Origin of the sequence: Stenotrophomonas sp. OVS01A (genome assembly GCF_019969775.1) — a bacterium.
Taxonomy (GTDB): domain Bacteria; phylum Pseudomonadota; class Gammaproteobacteria; order Xanthomonadales; family Xanthomonadaceae; genus Stenotrophomonas; species Stenotrophomonas indicatrix.
Genome location: NZ_JAHXYV010000001.1, coordinates 1,870,894 through 1,894,918 on the forward strand (window position 1 = coordinate 1,870,894; position 24,025 = coordinate 1,894,918).

Genomic DNA, 24,025 nt, shown 5'->3' on the forward strand with positions numbered 1-24,025 from the left:
TACTCTGCCGCCTCCCCTCTCACGGACGGCAGGCCGATGATCGCCTCTCCTTCGCTGACCACCACTGCACCGGTGGTCGATTTCTTTCATGACGTGGTCTGCGGCTGGTGCTTCGTGCTGGCCCCGCGCCTGCAGCAGGTCTCGGTCGAACTCGGCATCCAGGTCCGCCACCGCAGCTTCGTGCTGCAGGACTCGCGCGAACAGATGATCGAGGTATTCGGCTCGATGCCGCGCACCAAGGCCATCATCCTGCGCCACTGGGCCGACTGCGCCGCGCATGACGACAGCGCGCGCATCGATATCGACGGCATGCGGGCACAGGACTTCGAATACCCTTCCGGTTGGCTGGGTGCACTGGCCTGCCAGGCCGCCGGCATGCTCGGCGGCAACGCCGCACACGGCGCGATGTTCGATGCCGTGCAGTGGGCGCACCTGCACCAGCACCGAAACGTCGGTGACGTCGAGGTGCTGCTGGACATCGCCGAACAGCTGGGGCATCGGCGTGGCGTCTTCGCCGACCGGATGCGCAGCGATGAGGTGCGCCAGCGCGTGCAGGCCGACCGCGCTGAAGCTGCCGCACTCGGCATCCGCTCCATCCCCACCGTCATCACCGGCAACGGCCTGCGCCTGCAGACCCTGCCGCTGCCGCAACTGCGCCAGGCCCTGGCGCCGCTGGTCGCGGCCTGAGCCGCACCGTTCCCCCACCTTCAAGGAGATTCCCATGACCCCACGTACCCTGGGCACCGCCCTGGCCCTGCTGTTGGCCGGCGCCGCGGCTTCCACCACCGTGTCCGCGCACGAACGCGTTCCCTCCGGCCAGCAGGTCGGCACCAGCCCCTGGGGGCCGAAGGACGAGATCGGCCGCCTCAACCTGATCACCGAGGCCTCACGCGCAGCGATCCTGTCGCGGGTCAGCGGCGGCAGAGCCTACGATCTGGCTACCGAGTACTACGTCGGCATGCCCAGCTGGCAGGATGCCGGCGACCCGCACTACCAGTTCTGGATGACCCACACCCCGCGCGGCACGGTGATGGACGACCCGATGGGTGTAGGCGAGACGATGAACCTCACCCGCAGCTACACCGGCACCGCGTTCTCGATGTACAGCCACACCGGCACCCACATCGATGCGCTGAACCACTTCGGCATCCATGGAAAGATCTGGAATGGCTTCGAGGCCGACAAGCACCTCGGCGACCGCGGCTGGAACGTCACCGGCATCGAGAAATTCCCGCCGCTGATCGCCCGTGGCGTACTGATCGACGTGGCCGGCGCCAAGGGCATGGACATGCTGCCGGACAGCTACCGCGTCACCCGCCAGGACCTGAAGGATGCGCTGGCGCGCCAGCACATGCAGCTGCAGCAGGGCGACATCGTACTGATCCGCACCGGTCGCATGCGCCTGTTCGAACAGCCCAAGGCCTACATGGCCAACCCGCCGGGCATGGGCCTGGATGCGGCGCGTTTCCTGGTGGAGGACAGCGGCGCGATGATCGTCGGCGCCGACAACCTCAGCTTCGAGACCTTCCCTTCCGAAGTGTCCGACGACTACGTGCCGCTGCACACCTACCTGCTGGCGCAGCAGGGCGCGCCGATCATCGAGCTGGTGGCGCTGGATGAACTGGCGCGCGACAAGGTCTACGAGTTCGCCTTCATCGGTGGCCCGCTGAAGATCCGCGGCGGCGACGCCGCGCCGCTGCGCCCGGTGGCCCTGCCGGTCCGCCCGTGACCCGATAGCCGGGCCAGGGTGGGCGGTGCCGACCTTGGCCGGCACCGCTTTTCCCGCATCCAGGCCCCCGTTCCCCCAGTAGATCCACGCCATGCGTGGATGCTTTGCCTCCTTCAGCAAGCTGAAACCCCGCCCTCCGATTTCATTAGTAATATTACTCACAAGCCGAGTAGCATGTCCGGTCTCAGCCCCTGATATCGGCCTGTCGATACTCGCTCCATGCCTGCCGTTTCCGCCCACTTCTGCCGCTTCCCGCCAGCCCGGCGCCTCCCCCGGAGGACCGGCTGATGGGCGCCGTCGTCGCCCTCGACCGCCTGCTGGACGGCCGCCAGGTCTGGCGCGGGCCGGCACGCCAGGGGCAGGCCAGCGACCATCTGGCCAGTGGCCACCCGGCGCTGGACGCGCGCCTGCCCGGCGGTGGCTGGCCAGCCAGCGGGCTGTGCGAAGTACTGCAGGCCGCACCCGGGGTCGGTGAACTGGCCCTGGTCTGGCCGGCGCTGGCAAAGCTGAGCCAGCACCCACGGCCGATCGTGCTGGTCGCCCCACCCTATCGCCCGCACGCCCCGGCATGGGCCGCCGCCGGGCTCGACCTGGCCCAGCTGCAGATCATCCACGCCGCGCCGAAGCAGGCGCTGTGGGCGGCCGAGCAGTGCCTGCGCTCTGCCGCCTGCGCCGCCGTGCTGTGCTGGCCGCAGCAGGCCGACGATCGTGCCCTGCGCCGCCTGCAGGTTGCCGCCGACAGCGGCCAGTGCCTGGGTTTCGTGTTCCGCGAGGCCCGCGCCGCCCGCAACCCCTCCCCGGCCAGCCTGCGCCTGCAGCTCGACCATGGCCAGGTGCGGGTGCTGAAGTGCCGCGGCGGGCTGCCACCGGCGCAGCCGTTGCCGCTGGCCATCGCCCACTGAGGCCGCGCCATGCACTGGGCCTGCCTGTTGTTGCCGCAGCTGGCGCTGGACAGCGTGCTGCGCCTGCAGCCCGATCCACAGCGGCCACTGGTACTGCTGCAGGGGCCGGCGCAGCGTCGTGTGCTGCGTGCGGTCAGCCCTGCCGCGCGGGCAGCGGGGCTGCGCCCGGGCATGCTGCTGTCGGCCGCGCAGGTGCTGGTGCAGGACCTGCAGCTGCATGACTACGATCCCAGCGCCGAACAGCACACCCGGCAGTTGCTGGCCAGCTGGCTGTATGCCACCAGCTCGCTGGTCAGCCTCGATTTTCCGCATGCGCTGGTGCTGGAAATCGGTGCCAGCCGTGCCCTGTTCGGCGATTGGCTGACGATCGAACAACGCCTGCGCAACGGCCTGCACGACTTGGGCTTCCGCCATCGCCTGGTCGCTGCCCCCAACCCGCATGCCGCGCGCGTGCTTGCCAATGTGCACGATGGCCTTGGCATCGATGCGCAGCAGCTGCCCGCCGCACTGGCACAGCTGCCACTGGCGCGTAGTGGCCTGCCCGTTGATGCAGTGACCGTGCTGGCACGCTCCGGCCTGCGCACGCTGGGGGCGGCCTTCGACCTGCCGCGCGAAAGCCTGGCCCGCCGCTTCGCCCCCGAGGTACTGCAGCAGCTGGATGCCGTGCGCGGTTTGGGCAACGCGCCGCTGCGCTATTACCAGCCGCCGGACCGGTTCGATGCGCGCATCGAATTCGAATACGAGATCGAATCCAGCCAGGCCCTGCTGTTCCCGCTGCGGCGCCTGCTGCTGGATCTGGCCGCATTCCTGTGTTCGCGCGATGGTGGCGTGCAGCGTTTCGATCTGCACTTCGAGCATGACCTGCTGCCGGCCAGCGTGCTGACCATCGGCCTGCTGGCCCCCGAACGCGATGCGGCGCTGCTGTTCGAGATCGCACGCAACCGCATGGAAGCCTTCGCCCTGCCCGCCGGCAGCCGTGCGTTGCGCCTGCAGGCCGAGCAGCTGCCGCCGTTCGTGCCGGCCACACGTGACCTGTTCGATACCCGCCCGGCGCAGGCGATGCCATGGACCCAGCTGCGCGAGCGCCTGCGTGCCCGCCTCGGCGATGACGCCGTGCAGCCACTGGCCGTGCAGGCCGACCACCGCCCCGAACGCGCCAGTGGCACCCAGCCACCGGCCAAGCCACCCGCTTGGTGGCCGCTGCGCCCCGGCTGGCTGCTGGAGACGCCACAGCCGCTGCGCGATCCGCGCCTGCGTATCGTCGCCGGGCCGGAACGGATCGAATCGGGCTGGTGGGACCAGGCCGATGCACGCCGCGACTATTACGTGGTGGAAACCGCGCAGGGCCAGCGTGGCTGGGCCTTCCGCACGCGCAATGATCCGCATGCGCCGTGGATGCTGCACGGCTGGTTCGGTTGAGCCCCATGCACACCGATCTGCCCGGATACGCCGAACTGCACTGCCTGTCGGCCTTCAGCTTCCAGCGTGGCGCGTCCACCGCCGAGGAACTGTTCGCACGCGCTGCCGGCCAGGGTTACCGCGCATTGGCCATCACCGACGAATGCTCGTTGGCTGGCATCGTGCGCGCATGGCAGGCGGCGAAGACGCACGGCGTGGCGCTGATCGTCGGTGCCGAATTCCAGGTTGAAGACGGGCCCAAGCTGGCCCTGCTGTGCACCAACCAGGCCGCTTACGCCGGACTGTGCCAGCTGATCACCACCTGTCGCCGGCGGGCAGCCAAGGGCGGATACCGCTGCCTGCGCGAGGATCTGCAGGGACTGCCCGAGGGCCTGCTGTGCCTGTGGCTGGACCGGCAACCGGCGGCCACCGAACTGGAACTGCTGCGCCGTTGTTTTCCGCAGCGCCTGTGGCTGGCCGTGGAGCTGCACCACGAACACGACGACACGCGCCGGCTGCAGCAGCTGCAGGCCTTCGGCGAGCGCCACCAGTTGCCGCTGGTCGCCAGTGGCGATGTGCACATGCACGTGCGCCGGCGCCGTGCCTTGCAGGACACGCTGACCGCGATCCGCCACCGCTGCAGCGTGGCCGAGGCTGGCTGGCGCCTGTTTGCCAACGGCGAGCGCCATCTGCGCCCGCGCACTGCACTGGCCCAGCTGTATCCGCCCGACCTGCTGGCAGAAACCCTGCGCATCGCCGAACGCTGCCACTTCTCCCTGGACCAGCTGAAATACACCTACCCGCGCGAACTGGTGCCCGAAGGCCACGACCCGGACAGCTGGCTGCGCGTGCTGGTCGAGCGCGGCATTCCCTGGCGTTGGAAAAAGGGCATCGAGCCAGCCCAGCGCAAGCAGATCGAACACGAGCTGGCACTGATCGCAAAGAAGAACTACGCCTCCTATTTCCTCACCGTGCAGGACATCGTGCGCTTCGCCCGCGAGCAGAACATTCTTTGCCAGGGCCGTGGCTCGGCCGCCAATTCAGCGGTGTGCTTCGTGCTGGGCGTGACCGAGATCGACCCGGCGCGCAGCAACCTGCTGTTCGAGCGCTTCATCTCGGCCGAGCGTGATGAACCACCGGACATCGACATCGACTTCGAGCACGAGCGCCGCGAGGAAGTACTGCAGTACGTATTCAACCGCTATGGCCGCGAGCGTGCCGCGTTGACGGCGGTGGCGATCAGCTACCGTGGCCGCAGCGCGATCCGCGATGTCGCCCGTGCGCTGGGCCTGCCGATGGACCAGGTCAACGAGCTGGGCGCGGCGATGGACCATTGGGGCGGCAACATTCCGTTGCCGGAAACCCTGCGCGAGCGCGGTTTCGATCCGGAAACACCGTTAATGCGCCGGCTGCTGGCATTGACCGCCGAGCTGATCGATTTTCCGCGCCATCTGTCGCAGCATCCGGGCGGCTTCGTGATTTCCGAGCACCCGCTGTCGACGCTGGTGCCGGTGGAGAACGCGGCGATGGCCGACCGCACCGTCATCCAGTGGGACAAGGACGACCTGGACGCCACCGGCCTGATGAAGGTCGACTGCCTGGCACTGGGCATGCTCACCGCCATCCGCAAATGCCTGGCGATGCTGCAGCAGCACGGCCTGCACGAAGGACGCATGGATGCAATCGAGGACGATGACAAGCCGACCTACGACATGATCTGCGCCGCCGACACCATCGGCGTGTTCCAGATCGAGTCGCGCGCGCAGATGGCGATGCTGCCACGCATGCAGCCGCGTAATTTCTATGACCTGGTGATCGAAGTAGCGATCGTGCGCCCAGGGCCGATCCAGGGCGACATGGTCCATCCCTACCTGGAACGTCGGCGGATCCTGCGCGAACAAGGCCCGGATGCGTTGAACGATCCGGACAACCCACTCTATCCCCCCCAGCTCGACCGCGTATTCGCGCGCACACTGGGCGTGCCACTGTTCCAGGAACAGGTCATGCAGTTGGCGGTGGACGCGGCTGGCTACACCGCAGGCGAAGCCGATGCACTGCGCCGTTCGATGGCCGCCTGGAAGCGTCGTGGCGGCCTGGAACCGCACCGCGAAAAGCTGCTGACGGGCATGTTGAAAAACGGCTTCAGTCTGGAATATGGCGAGCACCTGTTCGAGCAGATCAAGGGCTTCGGTGACTACGGTTTTCCGGAAAGCCACGCGGCCAGCTTCGCCCTGCTCACCTATGCCAGCTGCTGGCTGAAGTGCCACCACCCGGCTGCATTCACCGCCAGCCTGATCAACAGCCAGCCACTGGGCTTCTACAGCCCCGACCAGCTGCTGCAGGATGCGCGCCGGCATGGCATCACGGTACTGCCGGTGGACGTGCGCCACAGCGACTGGGATTGCACGCTGGACTTCAGCAAGGGCGCGGCGGCAATCCGGCTCGGCCTGCGCCTGGTCGATGGCTGCAGCGAACCGGCCGCGCAGATCATCATGCGTGAACGCGCACGACGCCCCTTCGACGATGTCGGCGATCTTTGCCAGCGCGCCGCACTGGATCGCCGCCAGCAGGGCCTGCTCGCCGATGCCGGCGCCCTGCGCGGTCTCAGCGGCCATCGCCACCGCGCACGCTGGGATATCTCCGGCGTGGAGAACCGCCTGCCGTTGTTCGACCAGGCCCGGGCCACCGCCGAAGCGCGCGTGGCCCTGCCCCTGCCCAGCGCCTGGGAAGACATGCAGGCCGATTACCGCAGCACCGGCACCACCCTCGGCCGCCATCCGATGTCGTTCCTGCGTGCGCAGCTGCGAACCCGTGGCTGCCTGGATGCCGCGCAGCTGGCCAACCACGGCCATGGCCGGCGCGTACGCATCGCCGGCCTGGTACGCATGCGCCAGCGCCCGCAGACCGCCAGCGGCGTCACCTTCCTTACCCTGGAAGATGAAACCGGCATGGTCAACGCCGTGGTCTGGCGACATCTGGCCGACCGCCAGCACCACGTCCTGGTAGATACGCAGCTGATGCAGATCGACGGCCGGCTGGAACGCGTGGATGGCGTGCAGCATGTGATCGTGCAGCGCATGCACTGCCTGGACGAACTGCTGCAGGGACTGCGCAGCCACAGCCGCGACTTCCATTGACGATACACACCGTCACACACCGAACTGGCCACGACCGACCGGATTCCGCTATCGTCGGCCACGTCCAAGGAAGGAATACACAATGGCTCGTGCCCTGACCCTGACCACCCTGGTGGTCGCCATGCTCGCGTTGCTCGTTTCCGGCTGGACAGCCTGGAACCTGCATCGCAGCCAGTCACCGCACCGCGTGATCGAAGCGCGCGGCCTGATCATCCACGATGCCAGCGGCCAGCCGCGGGTGATCCTCGGCGCCCCGGTTCCCGACCCCCTCAGCCGGGGCCGCCCGCAGGGGCCGCGTGCCACCGCCCTGTCCGGCCTGATCCTGCTCGGCCCCGATGGCTCCGAGCGCGGCGGCTACGGCACCAGCGACCGGGGTGGCGAAGCCCTGCTGACCCTTGACGATGCCACCGGCACCACCGAAGTCTTCAAGGTGGTGGCCAACCCGGACCGCGGCGCCAGCCTGATGGTCAAGCACCAGAACAACACCGGCGCCATGCTGAGTTCCTGGCAGGGCAAGCCGGAGCTGGTGTTCCTCGACGACAGCGGCCAGTCCTACTACGTGCGCCCCGGCGCCAGCGCTGCGCCCTGAGCGCGCACGCTCAGCGCATCACCGCCGCCAGGTCATCGGCCAACCGACGTTGCTGCGGCGGGCCGAGTGCCGCACAGGTGATGCGCAACCCATGCGCCGGTGCAGATACCGCAAAGACTTCACCCCCACGCACATGCCAGCCACGCGCCGCCAGCGCCAGCACCTGCGGCGTGCTGTCGGCCGGCAGTGGCAGCCACAGATTCAAGCCTTCCATCGGCATCGGTGTCGGCAGCCCGCGCGCCTGCAGCAGGGCCTGCAGACCCTGCAGCCGCTGCTGGTAGCGCTCACCGGCGGCAGCCACCTTCGCCCGCTGCTGCGCCGACTCCAATACCGAACTGGCTGCATCCTGCAGCAGATGGCTGACCCAGCCGGTGCCCGCCGCCAGGCGCAGGCGCAGTCGCACCGCGGTCTGCCCATCGCAGGCCAACCAGGCCACGCGCAGGTCCGGGCCCAATGCCTTGGACAACGAACGCAGCAGCGCCCAACGCCGACCGTCCATCGGCAGCACCGAGTGATAGCTCTGCTGCGAGAGCAGCGCGTAGTGATCGTCGATCAGCACCGCCACCTGCGGATAGCCGGCCAGCAACTGGCGTAGCGCACGCGCACGCTTCGCATCCAGGCTGGCACCGGTGGGATTGTGCGCGCGTGGGGTCAGCAGCACCGCGCGTGCACCCGCATCCAACGCCTGCCGCAGTGATTCCACCTGCATGCCGTGCGTATCCACCGCCACCGGCAACGGCACGTGTCCGGCCGCACCGAGGACATTGAGGCTGCCCAGGAAACAGGGATCCTCCACCGCGATGCGGTCCCCCGGCAGCAGCCACGCCGACAGCAGGCGCTCGATGCCATCGACCGCGCCGTGGCTCAGTTCCAGCGCATAGCCCGGCGGGCAATCGGCATCCAGCGAGGCCCGTGCCAGGCGTTGCATGCGTGGATCAACCGTCTCCACCCCATACAGGCGCGAGGACGTCGCAGCCACCCGCAGGCTGGGCAGGCAGCGCGGATCCGGATTGCCGCCGGCCAGATCGTGCAGGGCCAATCCCGGTGCACTGCCCTCGCGTGCCATCGTCGCCGGCAGGCCGCGCACCACAGTGCCGCGACGTCCGGCCGTACTGGCCAGGCCCGCCGCGTCCAGCCGCTTGTAGGCAGCGGCTACGGTATTGCGGTTGACCCCCAGTCGATCGGCCAGATCCCGCACCGGCGGCAGCACGCTGCCGGCCGCCAGATGGCCGCTACCGATGCCCTCGCGGATGCTGTCGAAGATCGCTTCGGCGCTGTTCCCGGTGATTTTCATTTTGTCCTATGCCAAACTATCTCTTGTCCTGTGCCAGTGTATCCCACCCTGGCCACCCCGCACCGGAGGTGCCCCATGTCCCTCGCCGCCGCCGACTGGCCCGTCGCCCAGTCCGTCGAACAGATCGCCGCCAATCTCGCCACCGTGCACCAGCGCATCGCCAGCGCCTGTGCCCGCGCCGGTCGTGATCCGGCCAGCGTGCGCCTGCTACCGGTCAGCAAGACCGTCGATGAAGCACGCATCCGCATGGCCGTAGCCGCCGGTTGCCACCAGCTGGGCGAAAACAAGGTGCAGGAGGCGCAGCGCAAGGCCGAGGCCATGGCTGACCTTGGCGTGCACTGGTCGGTCATTGGCCACCTGCAGACCAACAAGGCCCGGTACGTCGCACGCTTCGCCAGCGAGTTCCAGGCGCTGGACAGCCTGCGCGTGGCCGAGGCGCTGCAGCAGCGGCTGCTGCTGGAGGACCGTACGCTGGATGTGTTCGTACAGGTCAACACCTCGGCCGAGCCCAGCAAATACGGCCTGGAGCCGGCGGCGGTGGCCGACTTCGTGCAGCAGCTGCCCGCCTTCGACCGCCTGCGCGTGCGTGGCCTGATGACCCTCGCCATCTTCACCCCCGAGGTGGAACGCGTACGCGCCTGCTTCGTGCGCCTGCGCGAGCTGCGCGACCAGCTTCAGCAGACGGCGCCGGCAGGCCTGGACCTGTCGCAGCTGTCGATGGGCATGTCCGGTGATTTTGAAGTCGCCATCGAGGAAGGTGCCACCGTCGTCCGCGTTGGCCAGGCGATCTTCGGTGCACGCTCCACGCCCGACAGCTTCTACTGGCCCACCCCGGGAGCACCGGCATGAAGCGCGCCGTTGCCCTGCAGCACGTGGCCTTTGAAGATCTTGGCACCCTGCAGCCGCTGCTGCTCGCGCAAGGATGGCAGGTCAAGGTCGTGCAGGCAGGCGTGGATGCACTCGATGCTGCCGAAGATGCCGATCTGCTGGTGGTGCTGGGTGGCCCGATCAGCGTCAACGATGGATCGGCCTACCCGTTCCTCGCCGACAGCATCGCGTTGCTGCAGCGTCGCCTGCAGCAACAGCGGCCGACGCTGGGCATCTGCCTGGGCGCCCAGTTGATGGCGCGCGCACTGCATGCGGTCGTTGCCCCCACCGGCGGCAAGGAAATTGGTTTCGCACCGCTGCTGCTCACCGATGAGGGCCAGCGCTCGCCTTTGCAGGCATTACAGGGCATCCCGGTGCTGCACTGGCATGGTGAAGCCTTCGAACTGCCGGAGGGCGCACGCCGCCTCGCCAGTACGCCCGCCTGTCGCCACCAGGCCTTCGCCATCGGCCACCATGCACTCGCCCTGCAATGCCATCCCGAACTGGATGCGCGCCAGTTCGAGCGCTGGCTGATCGGCCACGCGCTGGAACTGGCCGCAGCCGGCATCGATCCCATCGACCTGCGCGCGCAGGCCCGCCGCTACGGCGGGCCTCTCGCCGCCGCGGCGACCGCGATGTTCCAACAGTGGCTGCACGACCTGCCGGAGACCCGCCCATGCACTACCGCCTGACCATCCAGCACAACGGCATCCACTGGGGCCATTTCGACTGTGACGGTCCCAACGCGCTGCAACGCATCGATGCCATTGCCGCACGCCTGCCCGCCGCCGAAGGCTTCAGCCTGCAACGGCAGAAGGGCATCGGTGAGGAGCGCATCCTCTCCAGCACTGCCGATGGCCTGCGCGTGCTGGCCGCACAGATCCAATACCGCGATCTCTGATCCTCAGGTGATGCGGCATTGACTCAACGCATGCTGCGCAACGTCCTGTAGAGTCGTTCCCGCTCGATGCCGCAGGAACGCGCCCATGCCAGACCACCTCCCGCCAACCTCCAGACTGTCCCTGTCACGAGGCACCATCGACGGCCTGCGCATTGCCCCGCGCTGGCCCGCGTCACAGGTCATCCTCGAGGCCGAGGTCCTGCAGTGCCTGCTTGATGCGCAGGCACTGCTGCCATCCACGCTGCGCCTGCTGGTCACCCGCGGCTTCGAATGCAGCCAGGGAAAGCTGGGAGGCTTCCGGCGTCTGGTACGGCGGCTCGGCATCGCCGTGTTCCGCTGCTGCTATCGGCATCGCCACGATGAGATCGACGCCATTTTCGGCGCCAACGGCCATGATCTGGACGGTCGCCATGTGGATGTCTCGCTGGTCCTGCACGGCCGGCGCGTACGCCTGCTTCCGCTGGGCGTGTTCACTCCGCTGCGCTGGCAGCAGCACCGCGTCAGCCGTCATGCAGACGCCGTTGCAGCGGCCAAGCATGCACTGCAGCGGTGCGGCTTCGATCTGCACCCCAACGCCACGGAGAGCCTGCAGATCCACTGCGACCATCGCGGCACGACACTGGCGGAACCGTCGCGTTGATCGACGTTCCACGCGCGTTGCAGGCAACCTGCACCGAGCTCCAGCAACGGCTGGGCCGGATCGACAACCTGTCGGGCAATGGTGAACGCAGCCTCGTCCTCGAGGGAGAGCTGCTGCGGTTCCCCTATCGTATTTACGCCGACGCCGCGGACCTGTTCCGGCTCGCATCCCATCTGCAGGGCGATGCGCGCGCCCTCTGCCTCTGCCTGCTCTCGCGCCATTGTGACGGACATGTACGGCAACGTGCGATCGAGACGCTGGGTCCCTCGCCGATGCCCTGGGTGCATGCCTTCCAGCTGGCCTTGCTGGGGGAGTACGTGGACGAGGTCGCGTCGGCCGTGGCGATCCCGGCGCGACAGACCGGCCTGCAGCGCTATGCCGCGCTTATTGGCGAGAACCGCGCATTCTTCGACCTCTGCCGACAGCGCGCTGCCAGCTACTGGGATGCCTACTACCGCGCCCGCTACCCCAGCCTGCGTATGTTCCCCGCGCACCGCCTGCTGCTGCAGATGGAACGCGCCGCGCGCTCGCCATAGCCCGCTCTACGCGTGCCAGCGCACGCCCGCGCGGCACTACCGCAGGACGGGCGCACACAAACATAGATGCAAATGATTCTTCTTTACTGTAACGTGACGCCGCTGCCCTTGCCGCCGCGGGCTGTTCCCTTCCCCAGCCCTCGCCCGCCCCGTGCCCATGCCTGTCGAATCGACGGATGTCGCGCAGCTGTGCGCAGCCCGCTACCGGCCGCTGCACGCCCACGTCCGTCGCAAACTCATCCAACACAGCTTTGCCTCAGGTGCTGATGCGGTCACTGGCCCTCTGCTCGCTGCCGACGTCGCCGACCCGTCCGGGGTAGTCAGCGATGAGTGAGCGTCGGCAGCACTGGCAAGCGGTGACGATCAGCATCGGGCTGCACCTGCTGCCGTTGCTGCTGTTCGTCCACTGGGTGTCCACCCCGCCGCTGCAGCCGCCGCCGGAACAGGACGTGCGCATCAGCCTGCGCCTGCTGGCGCCAGCCACGCCGCCGCAGCCGGTGGAAGAACTGCAGTCCGAACGCCCCAGCCAGGCACAGCAATCGCGGGCAGCCGAAGCGCGGAAAACACCCCCACCACCGCGGGCCACGGCGGCACCCGAGGGCAACCTCGCCGCCAGCGAGAAGAATGGCGACGGCCACCAGCCCTTGCCGGTGGCCCCACCTGCGGCCGCGACCGATGCCCGTTCCGCACCGGCATCGATCACGGCCGCACCGCCCGCTCCGGACGCACCACCGGCGGACTTCCAGGCCGGCGCCGCCAGCGACCAGTGGGAAGCCCGCCTGATGGCGCGGCTGGAGCGTTACCGCTATTACCCCGCCGCAGCGAGGTCGCGGCGCCAGCAGGGCACCGCATGGGTCAGGGCCAGCATCGACCGCGACGGCCACCTGCAGGCATTGCGCCTGGAACAGTCCAGTGGACAGCCGATGCTGGATGAAAGCGCGCTGCAGACATTCCGCCGCGCGCAGCCTCTGCCCCGGATTCCAGAAGAACTGCCAGCTCCGCAGGAACTGGTGGTGCCGGTGGAGTACTACCTGCGCTAAGCGCTGTAGGCCTCTGCCTCGATCTCGAACAGCATTCCGTCCAACGCCAGCCGCGGCACCGGAATCAACGTGCAGGTCGGCGCTGCGCGATTGGCCCAACGTCGCCGCACCTGGCGGGCGATGATGCCCAGGCGATCCTCGTCGTGGTCGACCACCAGGATCCGCAGTCGTGCAACATCGGCCAGATCCGCATGCGCCGACCGCAGCGCGGTCTGCAGATTGTCCAGTGCCTGCGACACCTGCTCCTCGAAGCTCGGCGACAGGCTTCCCTGGTCGTCCTCGCCTCCCTGTCCGGCGATATGGATCACACGCGCTGGCAGTCGCACCACCGCCACATGCGAATATCCGTTGGCACTGGGATCGTGCAGGCCGGGTGGATCGAACAGATCCAGCAGGCCATGGCTGAAGTCCGGGGTGGTCAGCAGGTTCATACCGCATGCCTTGTGGGGAATGCGATGCAGTCTGCGACCTCAACTGCTGTTGAGGTCAAACCAATTGCATGCAACAGAGCGGTCCAACGCACGCAACGATCGGAAGGATCAGGTCCACGCCGGATCCGCGGTGAAATCGATCGTCAGCCAGAACGTGCTGCTTCGCGCGTCCAACCGCACTGCAATCTCATCGCGCATCGCATCCACCTCACCCACCGTGCCCAGCGGCGTAGACGGCGACGTCAGGATGTGGATCTCGATGAAGCGCATCCGCCCCATCTTCGCTACATGGCTGGTGAAGCCCGCATAGCCATGCTCGGCCACGAATGCCTGCATCACCTGCTGCACGCGCTCGTCCAGGTCATCGGGCGCCACCTGCAACACTTCACGCATGGCTTTCCACGCACTGCGCGCCGGCACCGGCAACACCGCCAGGCTGATCAACGCCAGTACGATCGAATCCAGATAGGGCACCCAGTAGTGCCACTGGCCACCATGCAGCACCAGCGCCAATACGAAGGCCAGCACCACCGCCAGGCTCATCAAGCCCCCCAGCAACCAGCCGCGCACATCCAGCCACAGCAATGCCGACTGCAGCCTGCGGGCACGCTGGGCCACGAACGCGGCCATGCCCAGGTTGCTGGCACTCAGCAGCGCCGCCCACCACAGCGCCGGTCCGAACTTCACTTCGTGCCCGCCGGTGGTCAAGCCGATCACGGCGTTGGCCAGCGCATACACGCAGGCCAGCGACAGGATCACCCCGCCCAGCGCCTCGACCATCGGCTCCAGGTGCCAATAGCCGTACTGGAAGCGCGGGCTGTGCTCCCGCGCCACCAGCCGCAACACCGACAACGACACCAGGGTCAGGGCTACGTCGACCAGGCTGTAGATGCCGTCGAACAGGATGGCCTGCGATCCCACCAGCAGGCCACCGATGAAGCCGACCGCGCTGACCGCCACGGTGACCCCGATCGAGAACTTCAGGATGCGTTGCTCGCGCGCGGTATCCATCGTCCGCCGAAGGGCCGACCGTACCGGCTCAGGCCTTCAGCACCTCCACCTTGTAGGACGGCACGTCGCCATCGCGCTCGATGATAAGGCCATGCACATCCGACTCGAAGCCCGGGAAGCGCGCGTTCTGCTCGCGGGCGATGCGCAGCGACTGGATGATCGGTTCGTCGCGGTCGCCGAAGCGCTCGCCCGGCATGATCGTCGGGATGCCCGGCGGATACGGCACCAGCATCGTCGCAGCGATGCGGCCGCTGATCTGCTCGATGTCAACCCGCTCGATCTCGCCCTTCACCAGGTGGTTGTAGGCATCGGCCGGAGTCATCACCGGCGTCGGCAGGTCCACGTACATCTCACGCATCACCTTGGCCACCGCGAACTCCTGGTTGAACGCATGCAATGCGTCGCACAGGTCACGCAGGCCCCAGCCGGCATAGGCATGGGGATAATCGGCGGCCAGCGACGGCAGCGCCTGGGTCAGCGGCGCGTTGCGGTCGTACAGCTCCTTGAACGCCATCAGCTCGGTAACCAGCGTGCTCCACTTGCCCTTGGTGATGCCCATCGAGAACAGGAACAGCACCGAATACAGGTTGGTCTTCTCCACGGTGATGCCGCGGCCCCACAGGAACTTGCTCAGCACCGCAGCCGGGATGCCCAGCTTGCCCATGCTGCCGTCCATCGACAGGCCCGGTGTCAACAGGGTCACCTTGATCGGATCGATCAGCACATAGTCATCGACCAGGTTCTCGAACCCGTGCCAATGCGCATCGGGCTGCAGGTACCACTCCTCGCGCTTGGCGACCAGCGGCGCCGGTGTATCGCCCTTGTCCAGGCTGCGCTCGACCTTTGTCGGTTGCCACACGCTGAACCACCAGTCGTCGCGGCCCAGATCGTCGCGTACGTGCAGCATCGCCCGGCGGAAGGCGATCGCCTCGTCATGCATTTCCTGCACCAGCGAACGCCCCGCATCACCTTCCATCATCTTCGAGGCAACATCACACGCCGCGATCACGCCGTAATGCGGGCTGGTCGAGGTGTGCATCATGAACGATTCGTTGAAGCGTTCGGCGTCCAGGTCGCGGCTGGCCGAATTGCGCACGTGGATCATCGAGGCCTGCGAGAACGCGGCCAACAGCTTGTGCGTGGAATGAGTGGTGAAGATGATCGCGTCCTGCTCGCGCGGCTTGCCCTTGGCCATGCCATAGTGGTTCTCGTAGAACGGATGGAACGCGGCATAGGCGTACCAGGCCTCATCGAAATGCAGGAAATCGACCGCGCTGCCGATCTCCTCGGCGATTTTCTCGGCGTTGTAGCACAGGCCGTCGTAGGTCGAGTTGGTCACCACCGCGATACGCGGCTTGGAACCGGCCTGGTAGGCCTGGCTGGCCAGCGGATTGGCCGCGATGCTCTGCTGCAGGGCTTCCGGGGTGAACTGATCCAGGCTGATCGGGCCGATGATGCCGTGCGCATTGCGGCTGGGCGTGAAATACACCGGCACCGCGCCGGTCATGATCAGCGAATGCAGCAGCGACTTGTGGCAGTTGCGGTCGACGAACACCACGTCGCCACGGGCCACGGTGCCATGCCACACGATCTTGTTGGCCGTTGACGTACCGTTGGTGACGAAGAAGGTGTGGTCGGCGCCGAAGTTGCGCGCGGCCTCGTCCTCGGCCTCCTTGATCGGGCCGGTGTGGTCCAGCAGCGAGCCCAGCTCCGGCACCGAAATCGACAGATCGCTGCGCAGCGTGTTCTCACCATAGAACTGGTGGAAGGCGCGCCCGACCGGTGACTTGGTGAACGCCACGCCGCCGGCATGGCCCGGCGTATGCCAGGAATAGTTCGACTCGGCCGCGTGGTGGATCAGCGCCTTGAAGAACGGCGGCAGCAGGTTCTGCATGTAGTCTTCGGCCGCACGCATCACCTGACGCGAGATGAAGCTCTTGGTGTCTTCGAACAGGAAGATGAAGCCGTGGATGTACTTGAGCAGCTTGCTCGGCACCTTCTCGATGGTACGGCGCTCGCCATACAGGAACACCGGCAGGTTGGCCCGGCGCGCACTCTGCTCGCGCAGGAAGGCGGTCAGGCGCTGGAACTCGCCATCGACCTCCTCGCTGCCGTCGATCGAGATCAGCACCGCCGAAGCGGCCACATAGGTACGGGCGCCGGCACGGGCATCGTCCAGGTTCAGGCCGCACAGCACGCGCTGGTCATTGCTGCGCAGCTCTTCCACCAGCGCACGGATGAGGATGCCGCCGATGCGCGGCGAGTCGTAGTCACCGTCAATGACGATGACCGGATAATCCAGGGACTTGAAATACACGTTGATTCTCCTTGTCTAACTCAGGAACGCTGGGCGCCGGACGAGATTGCCGCCGCCTCGCGGGAACGCTGCCGCTGCTGGCGACGCTCCTCGCTGAAGAAGGGATAGAACACGGTGATGAACAGCACGAACAGGAAGGCGTACTGCACGATCGTTCCCGACGAGCCGTAGATCGCCCACAGGCAGTACACGACCGTCAGGCTGGTCAGGGTCCAGAACGCACCGGTGTGCACCAGCGTGTGCGACCGCTCCACCACGAAGTAACAGGCCACGCATGAATAGATGTAAGGCAGCAGCGTCAGCACGACCGCCGCCGAAGTGATCACGTCGAACTGGGCCGAGGCGGTCTTCGAGGTGGAGGTCACCAGCACCGCCAGGGTCATCAGCACGGCCACGATCAGCACGCCCTTGACCGGCACGTCGTCCTTGTTGGTCTTGCTGAAGATGCTCGGGAACAGGCCATCATCGGAGGCCGCCTTGGCGCTCTGCGCGGTCAGCAGGATCCAGCCGCCCAGCGAACCTGCGGCGCCGATGAAGGCACACAGGCTGACCAGCGCACCACCCCAGCCCCCGACGGCCTTGGCCGCCGCCAGTGCGAACGGCGCGTCAGACACCTGCAGCTCGCCGTTGGGCACCATGCCCATGATCACCGACGAGCTGGCGATGTAGGCGATGGCGGCCAGGAACACACCGGCCAGGGTGGCGCGGGCCACGTTCTTCTCCGGGTTTTCAACCACGCCGGCCGTGACCGAGGCCGACTCGACGCCGATGAAGGCCCACAGGGTCAGTGCCGCAGCACTGGAGATCGCACCGAAGTTCGACTCGCCGGAGACGTTGTAGGCCCCCTTGAAGATGTCGGCATCGAAGAAGAACCAGCCGAAGATGGCGATACCCAGGATCGGCACCAGCGCGAAGCTGGTGGTGACCGTCTGCACGCGGCTGACGAACGCCGGTCCGATCATGTTGGCAAAGCTCAGCGCCCACACCAGGATCAGCACCGCGATGCAGCGCACCAGCGGCTCGGACAGGATCGGGAAGAAGTAGCTGAAGTAGCCCACCGCCGCGATGGGAATGGCAACGTTGCCAATCCAGTTGGCGAACCAGTAGATGGTGTTGGTCTGGAAGCCCATGTAGGGACCGAACCAATCGCGTGCATACGCATACGGGCCACCCGCTTTGGGCGCCAGCTTGCCGAGCTTGGCGAACACGAAGGCCAGCAGCAGCGCACCGGCCGTGGTGATCAGCCACCCCCATATCGAGGCGGTACCGATCTTGGCCAGGCTGGAGGGCAGCAGGAACACCCCTGAGCCCATCATGTTGCCGGCGACGAGGAAGGTGGCTCCGACCACCCCGATTTTCTTTGCTTCTGCCATGACAATCTCCTGTACCTGGCATGGGCCCGGTGAACCCGGGCGTGGGGAATGGCTACGCTGGCGTGCTGCCGCTGGCGCTTACTTGATGAAGTTGTATTGCAGGCTGCCCTGCACCCGGACCGTGTCGCCGCGTGCTCCGCTCTGCTGCTGCAGGCGGCCGTACAGCAGTTCCATGCCCATCGTCCACGACGGTGCCGGGCTCCAGATCAGGTTGAACACGCCATAGCGGCTTTGCCGGAATGCATCACTCGGCAGCGCCGCATTGCGCTCCAGGGTCAGCTGACCGTAGATCAGGTTCGAGCGCCACAGATCAGACCAGTAGTGGGTATAGCCGACGAAGCCACCGTGCAGGTCCAGCGCATCGATGCGTCCATCGGCACCTACCACGGCGTCAAGACCGGAACCGGTGAGATCGGCGGTATAGCGGCTCAGGCCGCGGCCGCCCAGCGCGCCGAACAGCAACAGATCGCGTTCCCCCACCGAGGCCGAGCCACTGAGCTGCGCGCCACCGGCAAAGACGCGGTCACGGCGGGCATCGCCGTCGTAGGCCAGATTGCGCGCCACGACGCCCAGTTGCAGGTGCCCCCAGTCACGCTCCATGCGCGCGATGGCACTCACATCCGGCAGTCGATTGACTGCCGCCATCGCATCGCTGGCGCCGGCCAGCTCGGTGTCCGGGTCTTCGGCGGCCAGGGTCAGGGTGTTGCCCTTGCCCAGTGCAAAGCTGTGATGGATGCCGGCCACCAGCAGGTAACCGGCGCCGCCGGGTCCGGCAAAATCCAGCGTGTCAGGCAGGCTGTCCGGGTCCATGAAGCTGGAATACCCGTAACCCGCATACGTGTTGCCAAGCTGGCCATAGGCATGGCGCAGGCGGAACTGATAGCCATCGCTGCTGCCGAAGAAGTCATTCTCCAGATAGAAGCGCAGGTTGCCATGAGTGGTCGGCCGCCGCGCCTCGAAACTGAAACGCGTCTGCTTGGCGTGGATGTTGAAGTTCGAGACGTCGCGATGGTTGCCGCCCACCGGCATCGACGAGGGAATGAACTGATCCTCGTCCCCGGCGCCGCGCGAATCCGCAATCGCATCGAGCTTGGCATAGCCACCGATGCGGATCACGGTGTCGGTGCCGGGAATGGCGAAGAAGCCTTTCAGGTCCGGATCGGTCGGGCCGGCGGCGCTGTCCGGGCGCGAGGCCGCCGTTGACGGATCGGCCACCGACTCACGCTGGGGCAGCACGGTCGGCGACACGCCGGGAACCTGGGTCGGGTGCAGGATCCCGCTGGCGGTTGACACCGTCGTGGTCGCCTGCGATGCAGTGGGCGTCGGCGACGGCAGTACAACGGGAGCCGCAGCCGCACGCTCTTCGCGTCGTTCAAGCTGGTCCAGACGCTGCTGCATGCCCTGCAGCGTCTGCCGCATCGCGTCGATCTCCCGACGCAATGCCTGCGCATCATCCTGTGCGTGCAACGGCATCGCTGCCATCGCCGTCAGGCACCCCATACTCAGTACCGCCAAGCGCATTGCATCCTCCCCGGACTGGAACTTCCGCCGCGCGGCCGAGCAGCGCGCGAGCGCCGCCCCGACCTCAACGAGCTGTTGCTGGAAATGCGGGTACAGCGTCGACGACCGTCGCCAGCCTGCGCGATGCAGGCAACAGGGCGATGACATTGCCCCACCTGCCCGGACAGCGCCGGAGTCGCTTCCACTGCGGCAGCGCTGCCTAAGGGGGTGGCGACCGCAGGGGTCTGGGTAACAAGCGCTGGGTGAGAGTGTCGTGAATGGCATTGCGCGCACGCCCTCTCGAGGGCATGACGTGTGCGGCATCCATAGCGCAGTGACGCTGTATTCCATGCGCCAAGGCTAGTTCGACTGTCGTTTTTGGCCTTGATTGGGATCAAAGCGAAATGCTTGATGTCAGTCACGATTCAGACGTGACATCTGTTCGTGACGTGCGCAGCCCTCTTCGCCGGGACTGTCGCAGAAAGCAACAGGCCCACATGTCGCCATGTGGGCCTGTCACTCGGTTCAGCAGCCGGGCGCCTCAGCGTGGGCCGAGTACCGCCTGCAGATCGTTGCCCTGCGGAAGGCCGGCACGTCGCTGCACCTGGCCCTGCGCATCCTGGAACAGGATGCCGGGCGTACCCTGGAAGCCCATCTCCACCATCAGCACCTGGTTGGCATCCAGTTTGGCTGCGATGTCCCGGCTGATGCTGGGCAGCGGCTTGATGCCACCGCGATCGAACTGATGCTCGTTCTCCAGCAGTGCCGCACTGGGATCGCGCGCGGCCATGATCGCCGCCGCCTTGGCCGGACTGTCTTCGCGGATCACGCCGACCATGATGTGGCGCAACTGCACCTTTCCTGCGTCCACCCAGGGCCGTGCCGCCTCCCAGAACTTGTGGCAGTAAGGACAGTTGGCATCACTGAAGGTGTACACCACGCGCGGCGCATCGGCCTTGCCATCGCGTACCCAGGCACTGGCCTCCAGCTTGCTCCACATCTTGGCCGACATCGGCGCGGCAACCAGCTTCTCCAGCGTCTCGGCTGCAACTTCGTTGCCCTCGGCGTCGAACAGGCTACCCACCAGCACATGCTTGCCATCGGCGGTCACGTAAGCCGCCGCCGGCTGCTGGCCACCAACCATGCCGGCAAAGCCGCGCAGGCCGCCCGGCGCGTCGAATTCGGAGACCACCTCGAAGCCATGCTTCTCGATGCCCTTCAGGACAGCTGGCAACTCACCCTTCCTGGCGGCTGCCGTTGCCGAAGCCGTTGCCGGTGCAGCGGTACCCTTGCCCGGTGGGGTCTGTGCCTGGCTGCAGGCAGCCAGCGCCAGCATGGCCGGCAGCATCAGCGTATGCGCGATGCGCGGGGAAATCGACAACATGGAAACTCCGTAGTGGGATGCCAGCGCAGGCTACCGCAGCCGGCGCAGTTTGTGTTCAAGACCGGCCTGGGTCAGTTCGCCGAGATGCAGTTCCTGCAACCGCCCCTGCGCGTCGAAGAAGAGCGTGGAGGGGAAAGCCCGGACGTCCAGCGAGGTAGAGGCAGCCGATGACTCATCCAGCAGGACGTTGCCCAGCGAGATGTGTTCAGCGGCTAGAAAGGTCTGGACCTCGGCAAGGGTCTCGCCCTGGTTGAGGAAGACGAACTGGATATCGGCATGCTCCTGCTGGGCCGTCGCCAGTACCGGCATCTCCCGGCGACACGGGCCGCACCAGGTGGCCCACAGATTCAGCACGAGCGGCCTGCCGTGAAACTGCTGCAGGTCGATCGCCCTGCCCTGCAGGTCGACCACCTGCAGTGTCGGCAGCGGCATCTGCTTTGCCTGCCAGTACGCGAGCCCCTGGCTTGCACCGCCCCACAGCAGCAGTCCGGCCAGCGCACCTGCCAGCACCGGCGCCCTCAACGCGCGATGCCTGCGCAGTCGCCACAGCGCCCAGGCAAATCCAGCGCCAATCACAACGGGCAGGTGATACCCACCATCGGCAATCTGCAGCACGCTCCAGGGAGCTTCACGATAAAGGCTGAAATGCGCGGCAACAAAGGACAGCCGGCCACACAGCAGGCCAACCAGCAGCATGTCCAGCACCATCCCGGCTGCAGGTGGCCGAGCCTGGCCAGGCTCGGCACGCGACCAGAACCGCGCAATGGCCATCGCCAGCAACAGGAAGATCAGGATCAACACCACCGGCATCGGCACCGGCCCAACACTCGACATCAGCTCACCCCCGCTCTCGCCTGCACAGACCCGCATGGTCAAAGCGTCGTGCCTGCGATGCAAGCACGACGCATCCAACAGCGTTCATCAAGCGGCGTTGCGCCCCAGCTGCGTGCCCGGCGAGGCGCGCAGCCCCCGCAGACTGCCGGCCACGGCAGGCGTCAGCGGACGGTCGCGGCGTTTATTGCTGACGTGGCGACGATAGTTGGCGGGCGTCATGCCGACGATGCGCAGGAACAGCCGGCGGAATGCGCTCTGATCAGCGTAGCCCACCCCCCAGGCAACTTCGTCGATGCTGGCGCCCTGCTGCAGCAACGTCTGCGCCTTGGCCACGCGCAGTCGCTGGCAGTACTCGATGGGCCGCAGCCCGGTCGCCTTCAGGAAACGGCGTTGCAGGGTCCGCGGTTCCAGGCCGGAGATCTCACAGATTGCCCCCAGCGTCGCCCCACGTGCAGCCGTGGTATGCAGCCAGCGCTGCGCCTTCAGCACGTCACGGTCACCATGGGCGAAGTTGGCACTGAATCGCTCGAGATCCTGCTGGATCCCCACTGGCACCACTATCCCCAACTGCTGTGCCACCGCGCTGGCCACGCCCTGGCCGTGCAACCGGTACAGCAGGCGCAGACCGAGGAAGCGCCAGGCCTGGGCCCCGCCCACGGTGAGCAGATCGCCATCATCGACGAGTGCACGCTCACTGGGTGCCCAGCTGCCGACCTGCACCTGCACCTGCAGCGCCGGATGGTGGTTGAGGTCAGGGCCTGACACCGTGCGCCCCGTCAACAGACCCGCCCGTGCCAGCACACTGACCCCGTCACCTGCGGCGGCCAGCAGGCTGCCGCCGTCGTAGTGGGCCCGCAACCAGTCCAGCAGGACATCCTCGGCGCGCAGCGACGCACCGGAACTGACCTGGCCCGGCAAGGCGATCACTGCGGGAATTGCCGCGTCCAGCATTTCGGCACCGGCAATGCGATGCACGCCGGTATTGCTGGCAGGCACAATCCAGCGGGTGACCAGCACCCGCTTGCAGGGCCGTCGTTGCTGCTGCGCCAGACGATTGGCGACGTGCGCCATTTCGGCAAGCACCGATGCAGCCGACGGGTCGCCTCCGGGGTATTCAACCACCGCAACCTCGACGAATCCTTCGTTGCTGATTCCCTCCACTCCCCACCTCCTCTTCCGGTTCAGGCCGTCGAGCGGCCGGTTCAGGTTGAGGGTAGGAACTGCTTTGCCCCGGGGGCTATGAAGAAAGTTGCAAAGTGTGCTGAATGGGCGACGCAGGCAAAGCCTTGACTCTTGACCAGAGTCCAGGGATGACTATGCGCGGCAGGTCCAGAGGAGTCCGCCGTGAACATTGGTCAGTTGGCACGCCAGGCCGGCGTCCCCATCGACACCGTCCGCTACTACGAACGTCAGCAGCTTCTGCCCACCGCGGCACGTACGGCAGGTGGCTATCGCATCTTCGGCGAGCAGGATCTGCGACGCCTGCGCTTCATCCGCCGGGCAAAGACTCTGGGCTTCAGCCTCGACGAGATCGGTGAACTGCTTTCCCTCAGCGATCATCCTCCGCAGGACATGGGCAGCGTGCGTGACACCGCGCGGATTCGACTGCAGGACATCGAACTGCGGATGGCCGAACTGCAGCGCATGCATGGCGCCCTCTCGCAACTGGTCGAAGCCTGCCCCGGACATGGCGCGCTCGACCAGTGCCCGATCCTGGCCGCGCTGACCGGGGAAGACCGCTGAGCGCCTGGCGTCTGCGTCGACACATGTGCTGCCTGGCAGGCGGAAATCGCCTCCGCGCCATCGCGCGCCATGTGTAGAAAAGTGCAACAAAGCGCTTGCCAACCCCCGGGGGCACAGCTATTATTTCGCTCCTCAGCGACGTGGGGCCATAGCTCAGCTGGGAGAGCGCCTGCATGGCATGCAGGAGGTCAGCGGTTCGATCCCGCTTGGCTCCACCATACTTTCGGCATTAGGCCGTCGAAAGGTCGCAAAGAACATTGATGAGATCTGCGTCCCCATCGTCTAGAGGCCTAGGACATCACCCTTTCACGGTGGCGACCGGGGTTCGAATCCCCGTGGGGACGCCACTCATCATGAACAACGAGGACCCGGCCGATAACCGGGTCTTTTTTGTTCACC

22 protein-coding genes and 2 tRNA genes are annotated in these 24,025 nt (G+C 66.7%); 15 read left to right on the top strand and 9 right to left on the bottom strand.

Translation table 11 applies throughout. From position 1 onward, the window contains the following. Positions 1 to 36 precede the first annotated feature (36 nt). The 6 genes from LC407_RS08735 (at position 37) to LC407_RS08760 (ending at position 7,755) form a co-directional block, all read left to right on the top strand. Positions 37 to 687, top strand: a complete 651-nt coding sequence (locus tag LC407_RS08735) for a DsbA family protein (RefSeq protein WP_223482647.1) — start codon at positions 37 to 39, stop codon at positions 685 to 687. Positions 688 to 721: 34 nt separating this feature from the next. Next, a complete protein-coding gene (locus tag LC407_RS08740; protein ID WP_223482648.1) occupies positions 722 to 1,729 on the top strand; it encodes a cyclase family protein in 1,008 nt (335 codons plus the stop codon). 287 nt (positions 1,730 to 2,016) lie between these two features. Further along, positions 2,017 to 2,631 carry a translesion DNA synthesis-associated protein ImuA gene (imuA, locus tag LC407_RS08745; RefSeq protein WP_025879221.1) on the top strand — a complete coding sequence of 205 codons (615 nt, stop codon included), beginning with the start codon at positions 2,017 to 2,019 and terminating at the stop codon, positions 2,629 to 2,631. 9 nt (positions 2,632 to 2,640) lie between these two features. Beyond that, the gene (locus tag LC407_RS08750) at positions 2,641 to 4,050 is read left to right on the top strand and encodes a DNA polymerase Y family protein (protein ID WP_223482649.1); all 1,410 of its coding nucleotides are present in this window, start codon (positions 2,641 to 2,643) and stop codon (positions 4,048 to 4,050) included. A gap of 5 nt (positions 4,051 to 4,055) precedes the next feature. Beyond that, positions 4,056 to 7,166, top strand: a complete 3,111-nt coding sequence (locus tag LC407_RS08755; RefSeq protein WP_223482650.1) for an error-prone DNA polymerase — start codon at positions 4,056 to 4,058, stop codon at positions 7,164 to 7,166. A gap of 82 nt (positions 7,167 to 7,248) precedes the next feature. After that, complete coding sequence (locus LC407_RS08760; protein WP_025879224.1) at positions 7,249 to 7,755, top strand: hypothetical protein; 507 nt, start codon at positions 7,249 to 7,251, stop codon at positions 7,753 to 7,755. Positions 7,756 to 7,765: 10 nt separating this feature from the next. Here the strand turns inward: LC407_RS08760 and ptsJ are convergent, their stop codons facing one another. Beyond that, the gene (gene ptsJ / locus LC407_RS08765; protein ID WP_033831384.1) at positions 7,766 to 9,049 is read right to left on the bottom strand and encodes a transcriptional regulator PtsJ; all 1,284 of its coding nucleotides are present in this window, start codon (positions 9,047 to 9,049) and stop codon (positions 7,766 to 7,768) included. Positions 9,050 to 9,124: 75 nt separating this feature from the next. On the opposite strand from ptsJ, the gene LC407_RS08770 reads away from it, so the two are divergent. From LC407_RS08770 to LC407_RS08795, 6 genes are all read left to right on the top strand, one after another. Further along, positions 9,125 to 9,898 (top strand): YggS family pyridoxal phosphate-dependent enzyme, encoded by a 774-nt coding sequence (locus tag LC407_RS08770; protein ID WP_033831385.1) that lies wholly within the window; start codon positions 9,125 to 9,127, stop codon positions 9,896 to 9,898. Further along, positions 9,895 to 10,608, top strand: coding sequence for a glutamine amidotransferase (locus LC407_RS08775; protein WP_223482651.1), 714 nt, complete (start codon positions 9,895 to 9,897; stop codon positions 10,606 to 10,608). The genes LC407_RS08770 and LC407_RS08775 overlap by 4 nt, the downstream gene beginning before the upstream one ends. Beyond that, positions 10,593 to 10,817 carry a hypothetical protein gene (locus LC407_RS08780; protein WP_025879228.1) on the top strand — a complete coding sequence of 75 codons (225 nt, stop codon included), beginning with the start codon at positions 10,593 to 10,595 and terminating at the stop codon, positions 10,815 to 10,817. The genes LC407_RS08775 and LC407_RS08780 overlap by 16 nt, the downstream gene beginning before the upstream one ends. A gap of 85 nt (positions 10,818 to 10,902) precedes the next feature. Beyond that, on the top strand, positions 10,903 to 11,457 hold the full coding sequence (locus LC407_RS08785) for a hypothetical protein (protein WP_088100191.1): 555 nt from the start codon (positions 10,903 to 10,905) through the stop codon (positions 11,455 to 11,457). Next, the gene (locus tag LC407_RS08790; protein ID WP_223482652.1) at positions 11,454 to 11,993 is read left to right on the top strand and encodes a hypothetical protein; all 540 of its coding nucleotides are present in this window, start codon (positions 11,454 to 11,456) and stop codon (positions 11,991 to 11,993) included. Before LC407_RS08785 ends, LC407_RS08790 begins: the two co-directional genes overlap by 4 nt. Before the next feature lie 326 nt (positions 11,994 to 12,319). Then, positions 12,320 to 13,033: an energy transducer TonB gene (locus LC407_RS08795; protein ID WP_223482653.1), complete on the top strand. Its 714-nt coding sequence runs from the start codon at positions 12,320 to 12,322 to the stop codon at positions 13,031 to 13,033. On the opposite strand, the gene LC407_RS08800 is transcribed toward LC407_RS08795, so the two are convergent. The 8 genes from LC407_RS08800 to LC407_RS08835 form a co-directional block, all read right to left on the bottom strand. Beyond that, entirely contained in the window at positions 13,030 to 13,464 is a 435-nt protein-coding gene (locus tag LC407_RS08800; protein WP_025879232.1) for a RidA family protein, read from the bottom strand. The two genes, LC407_RS08795 and LC407_RS08800, sit on opposite strands and share 4 nt — an antisense overlap. Before the next feature lie 108 nt (positions 13,465 to 13,572). Continuing rightward, a complete protein-coding gene (locus LC407_RS08805; RefSeq protein WP_032975242.1) occupies positions 13,573 to 14,475 on the bottom strand; it encodes a cation diffusion facilitator family transporter in 903 nt (300 codons plus the stop codon). A gap of 28 nt (positions 14,476 to 14,503) precedes the next feature. Continuing rightward, positions 14,504 to 16,792 (bottom strand): Orn/Lys/Arg decarboxylase N-terminal domain-containing protein, encoded by a 2,289-nt coding sequence (locus LC407_RS08810; protein ID WP_025879234.1) that lies wholly within the window; start codon positions 16,790 to 16,792, stop codon positions 14,504 to 14,506. Between the two features lie 20 nt (positions 16,793 to 16,812). Continuing rightward, positions 16,813 to 18,165: an arginine/agmatine antiporter gene (gene adiC / locus LC407_RS08815; RefSeq protein ID WP_025879235.1), complete on the bottom strand. Its 1,353-nt coding sequence runs from the start codon at positions 18,163 to 18,165 to the stop codon at positions 16,813 to 16,815. A gap of 78 nt (positions 18,166 to 18,243) precedes the next feature. Next, the gene (locus LC407_RS08820; protein WP_080148540.1) at positions 18,244 to 19,686 is read right to left on the bottom strand and encodes a DcaP family trimeric outer membrane transporter; all 1,443 of its coding nucleotides are present in this window, start codon (positions 19,684 to 19,686) and stop codon (positions 18,244 to 18,246) included. Positions 19,687 to 20,206: 520 nt separating this feature from the next. Further along, complete coding sequence (dsbG, locus tag LC407_RS08825; protein ID WP_025879237.1) at positions 20,207 to 21,049, bottom strand: thiol:disulfide interchange protein DsbG; 843 nt, start codon at positions 21,047 to 21,049, stop codon at positions 20,207 to 20,209. A gap of 30 nt (positions 21,050 to 21,079) precedes the next feature. Then, on the bottom strand, positions 21,080 to 21,883 hold the full coding sequence (locus LC407_RS08830; RefSeq protein ID WP_223482696.1) for a TlpA disulfide reductase family protein: 804 nt from the start codon (positions 21,881 to 21,883) through the stop codon (positions 21,080 to 21,082). A gap of 87 nt (positions 21,884 to 21,970) precedes the next feature. Continuing rightward, on the bottom strand, positions 21,971 to 23,044 hold the full coding sequence (locus tag LC407_RS08835; RefSeq protein WP_223482654.1) for a helix-turn-helix domain-containing protein: 1,074 nt from the start codon (positions 23,042 to 23,044) through the stop codon (positions 21,971 to 21,973). A 183-nt stretch (positions 23,045 to 23,227) separates the two neighbouring features. Here LC407_RS08835 and LC407_RS08840 point away from each other — a divergent pair, with 183 nt between their 5' ends. The 3 genes from LC407_RS08840 (at position 23,228) to LC407_RS08850 (ending at position 23,973) form a co-directional block, all read left to right on the top strand. After that, the gene (locus tag LC407_RS08840; protein ID WP_099842834.1) at positions 23,228 to 23,626 is read left to right on the top strand and encodes a MerR family transcriptional regulator; all 399 of its coding nucleotides are present in this window, start codon (positions 23,228 to 23,230) and stop codon (positions 23,624 to 23,626) included. A 142-nt stretch (positions 23,627 to 23,768) separates the two neighbouring features. Beyond that, a tRNA-Ala gene (locus LC407_RS08845) sits at positions 23,769 to 23,844 on the top strand. Positions 23,845 to 23,897: 53 nt separating this feature from the next. Next, a tRNA-Glu gene (locus LC407_RS08850) sits at positions 23,898 to 23,973 on the top strand. Positions 23,974 to 24,025 lie beyond the last annotated feature (52 nt).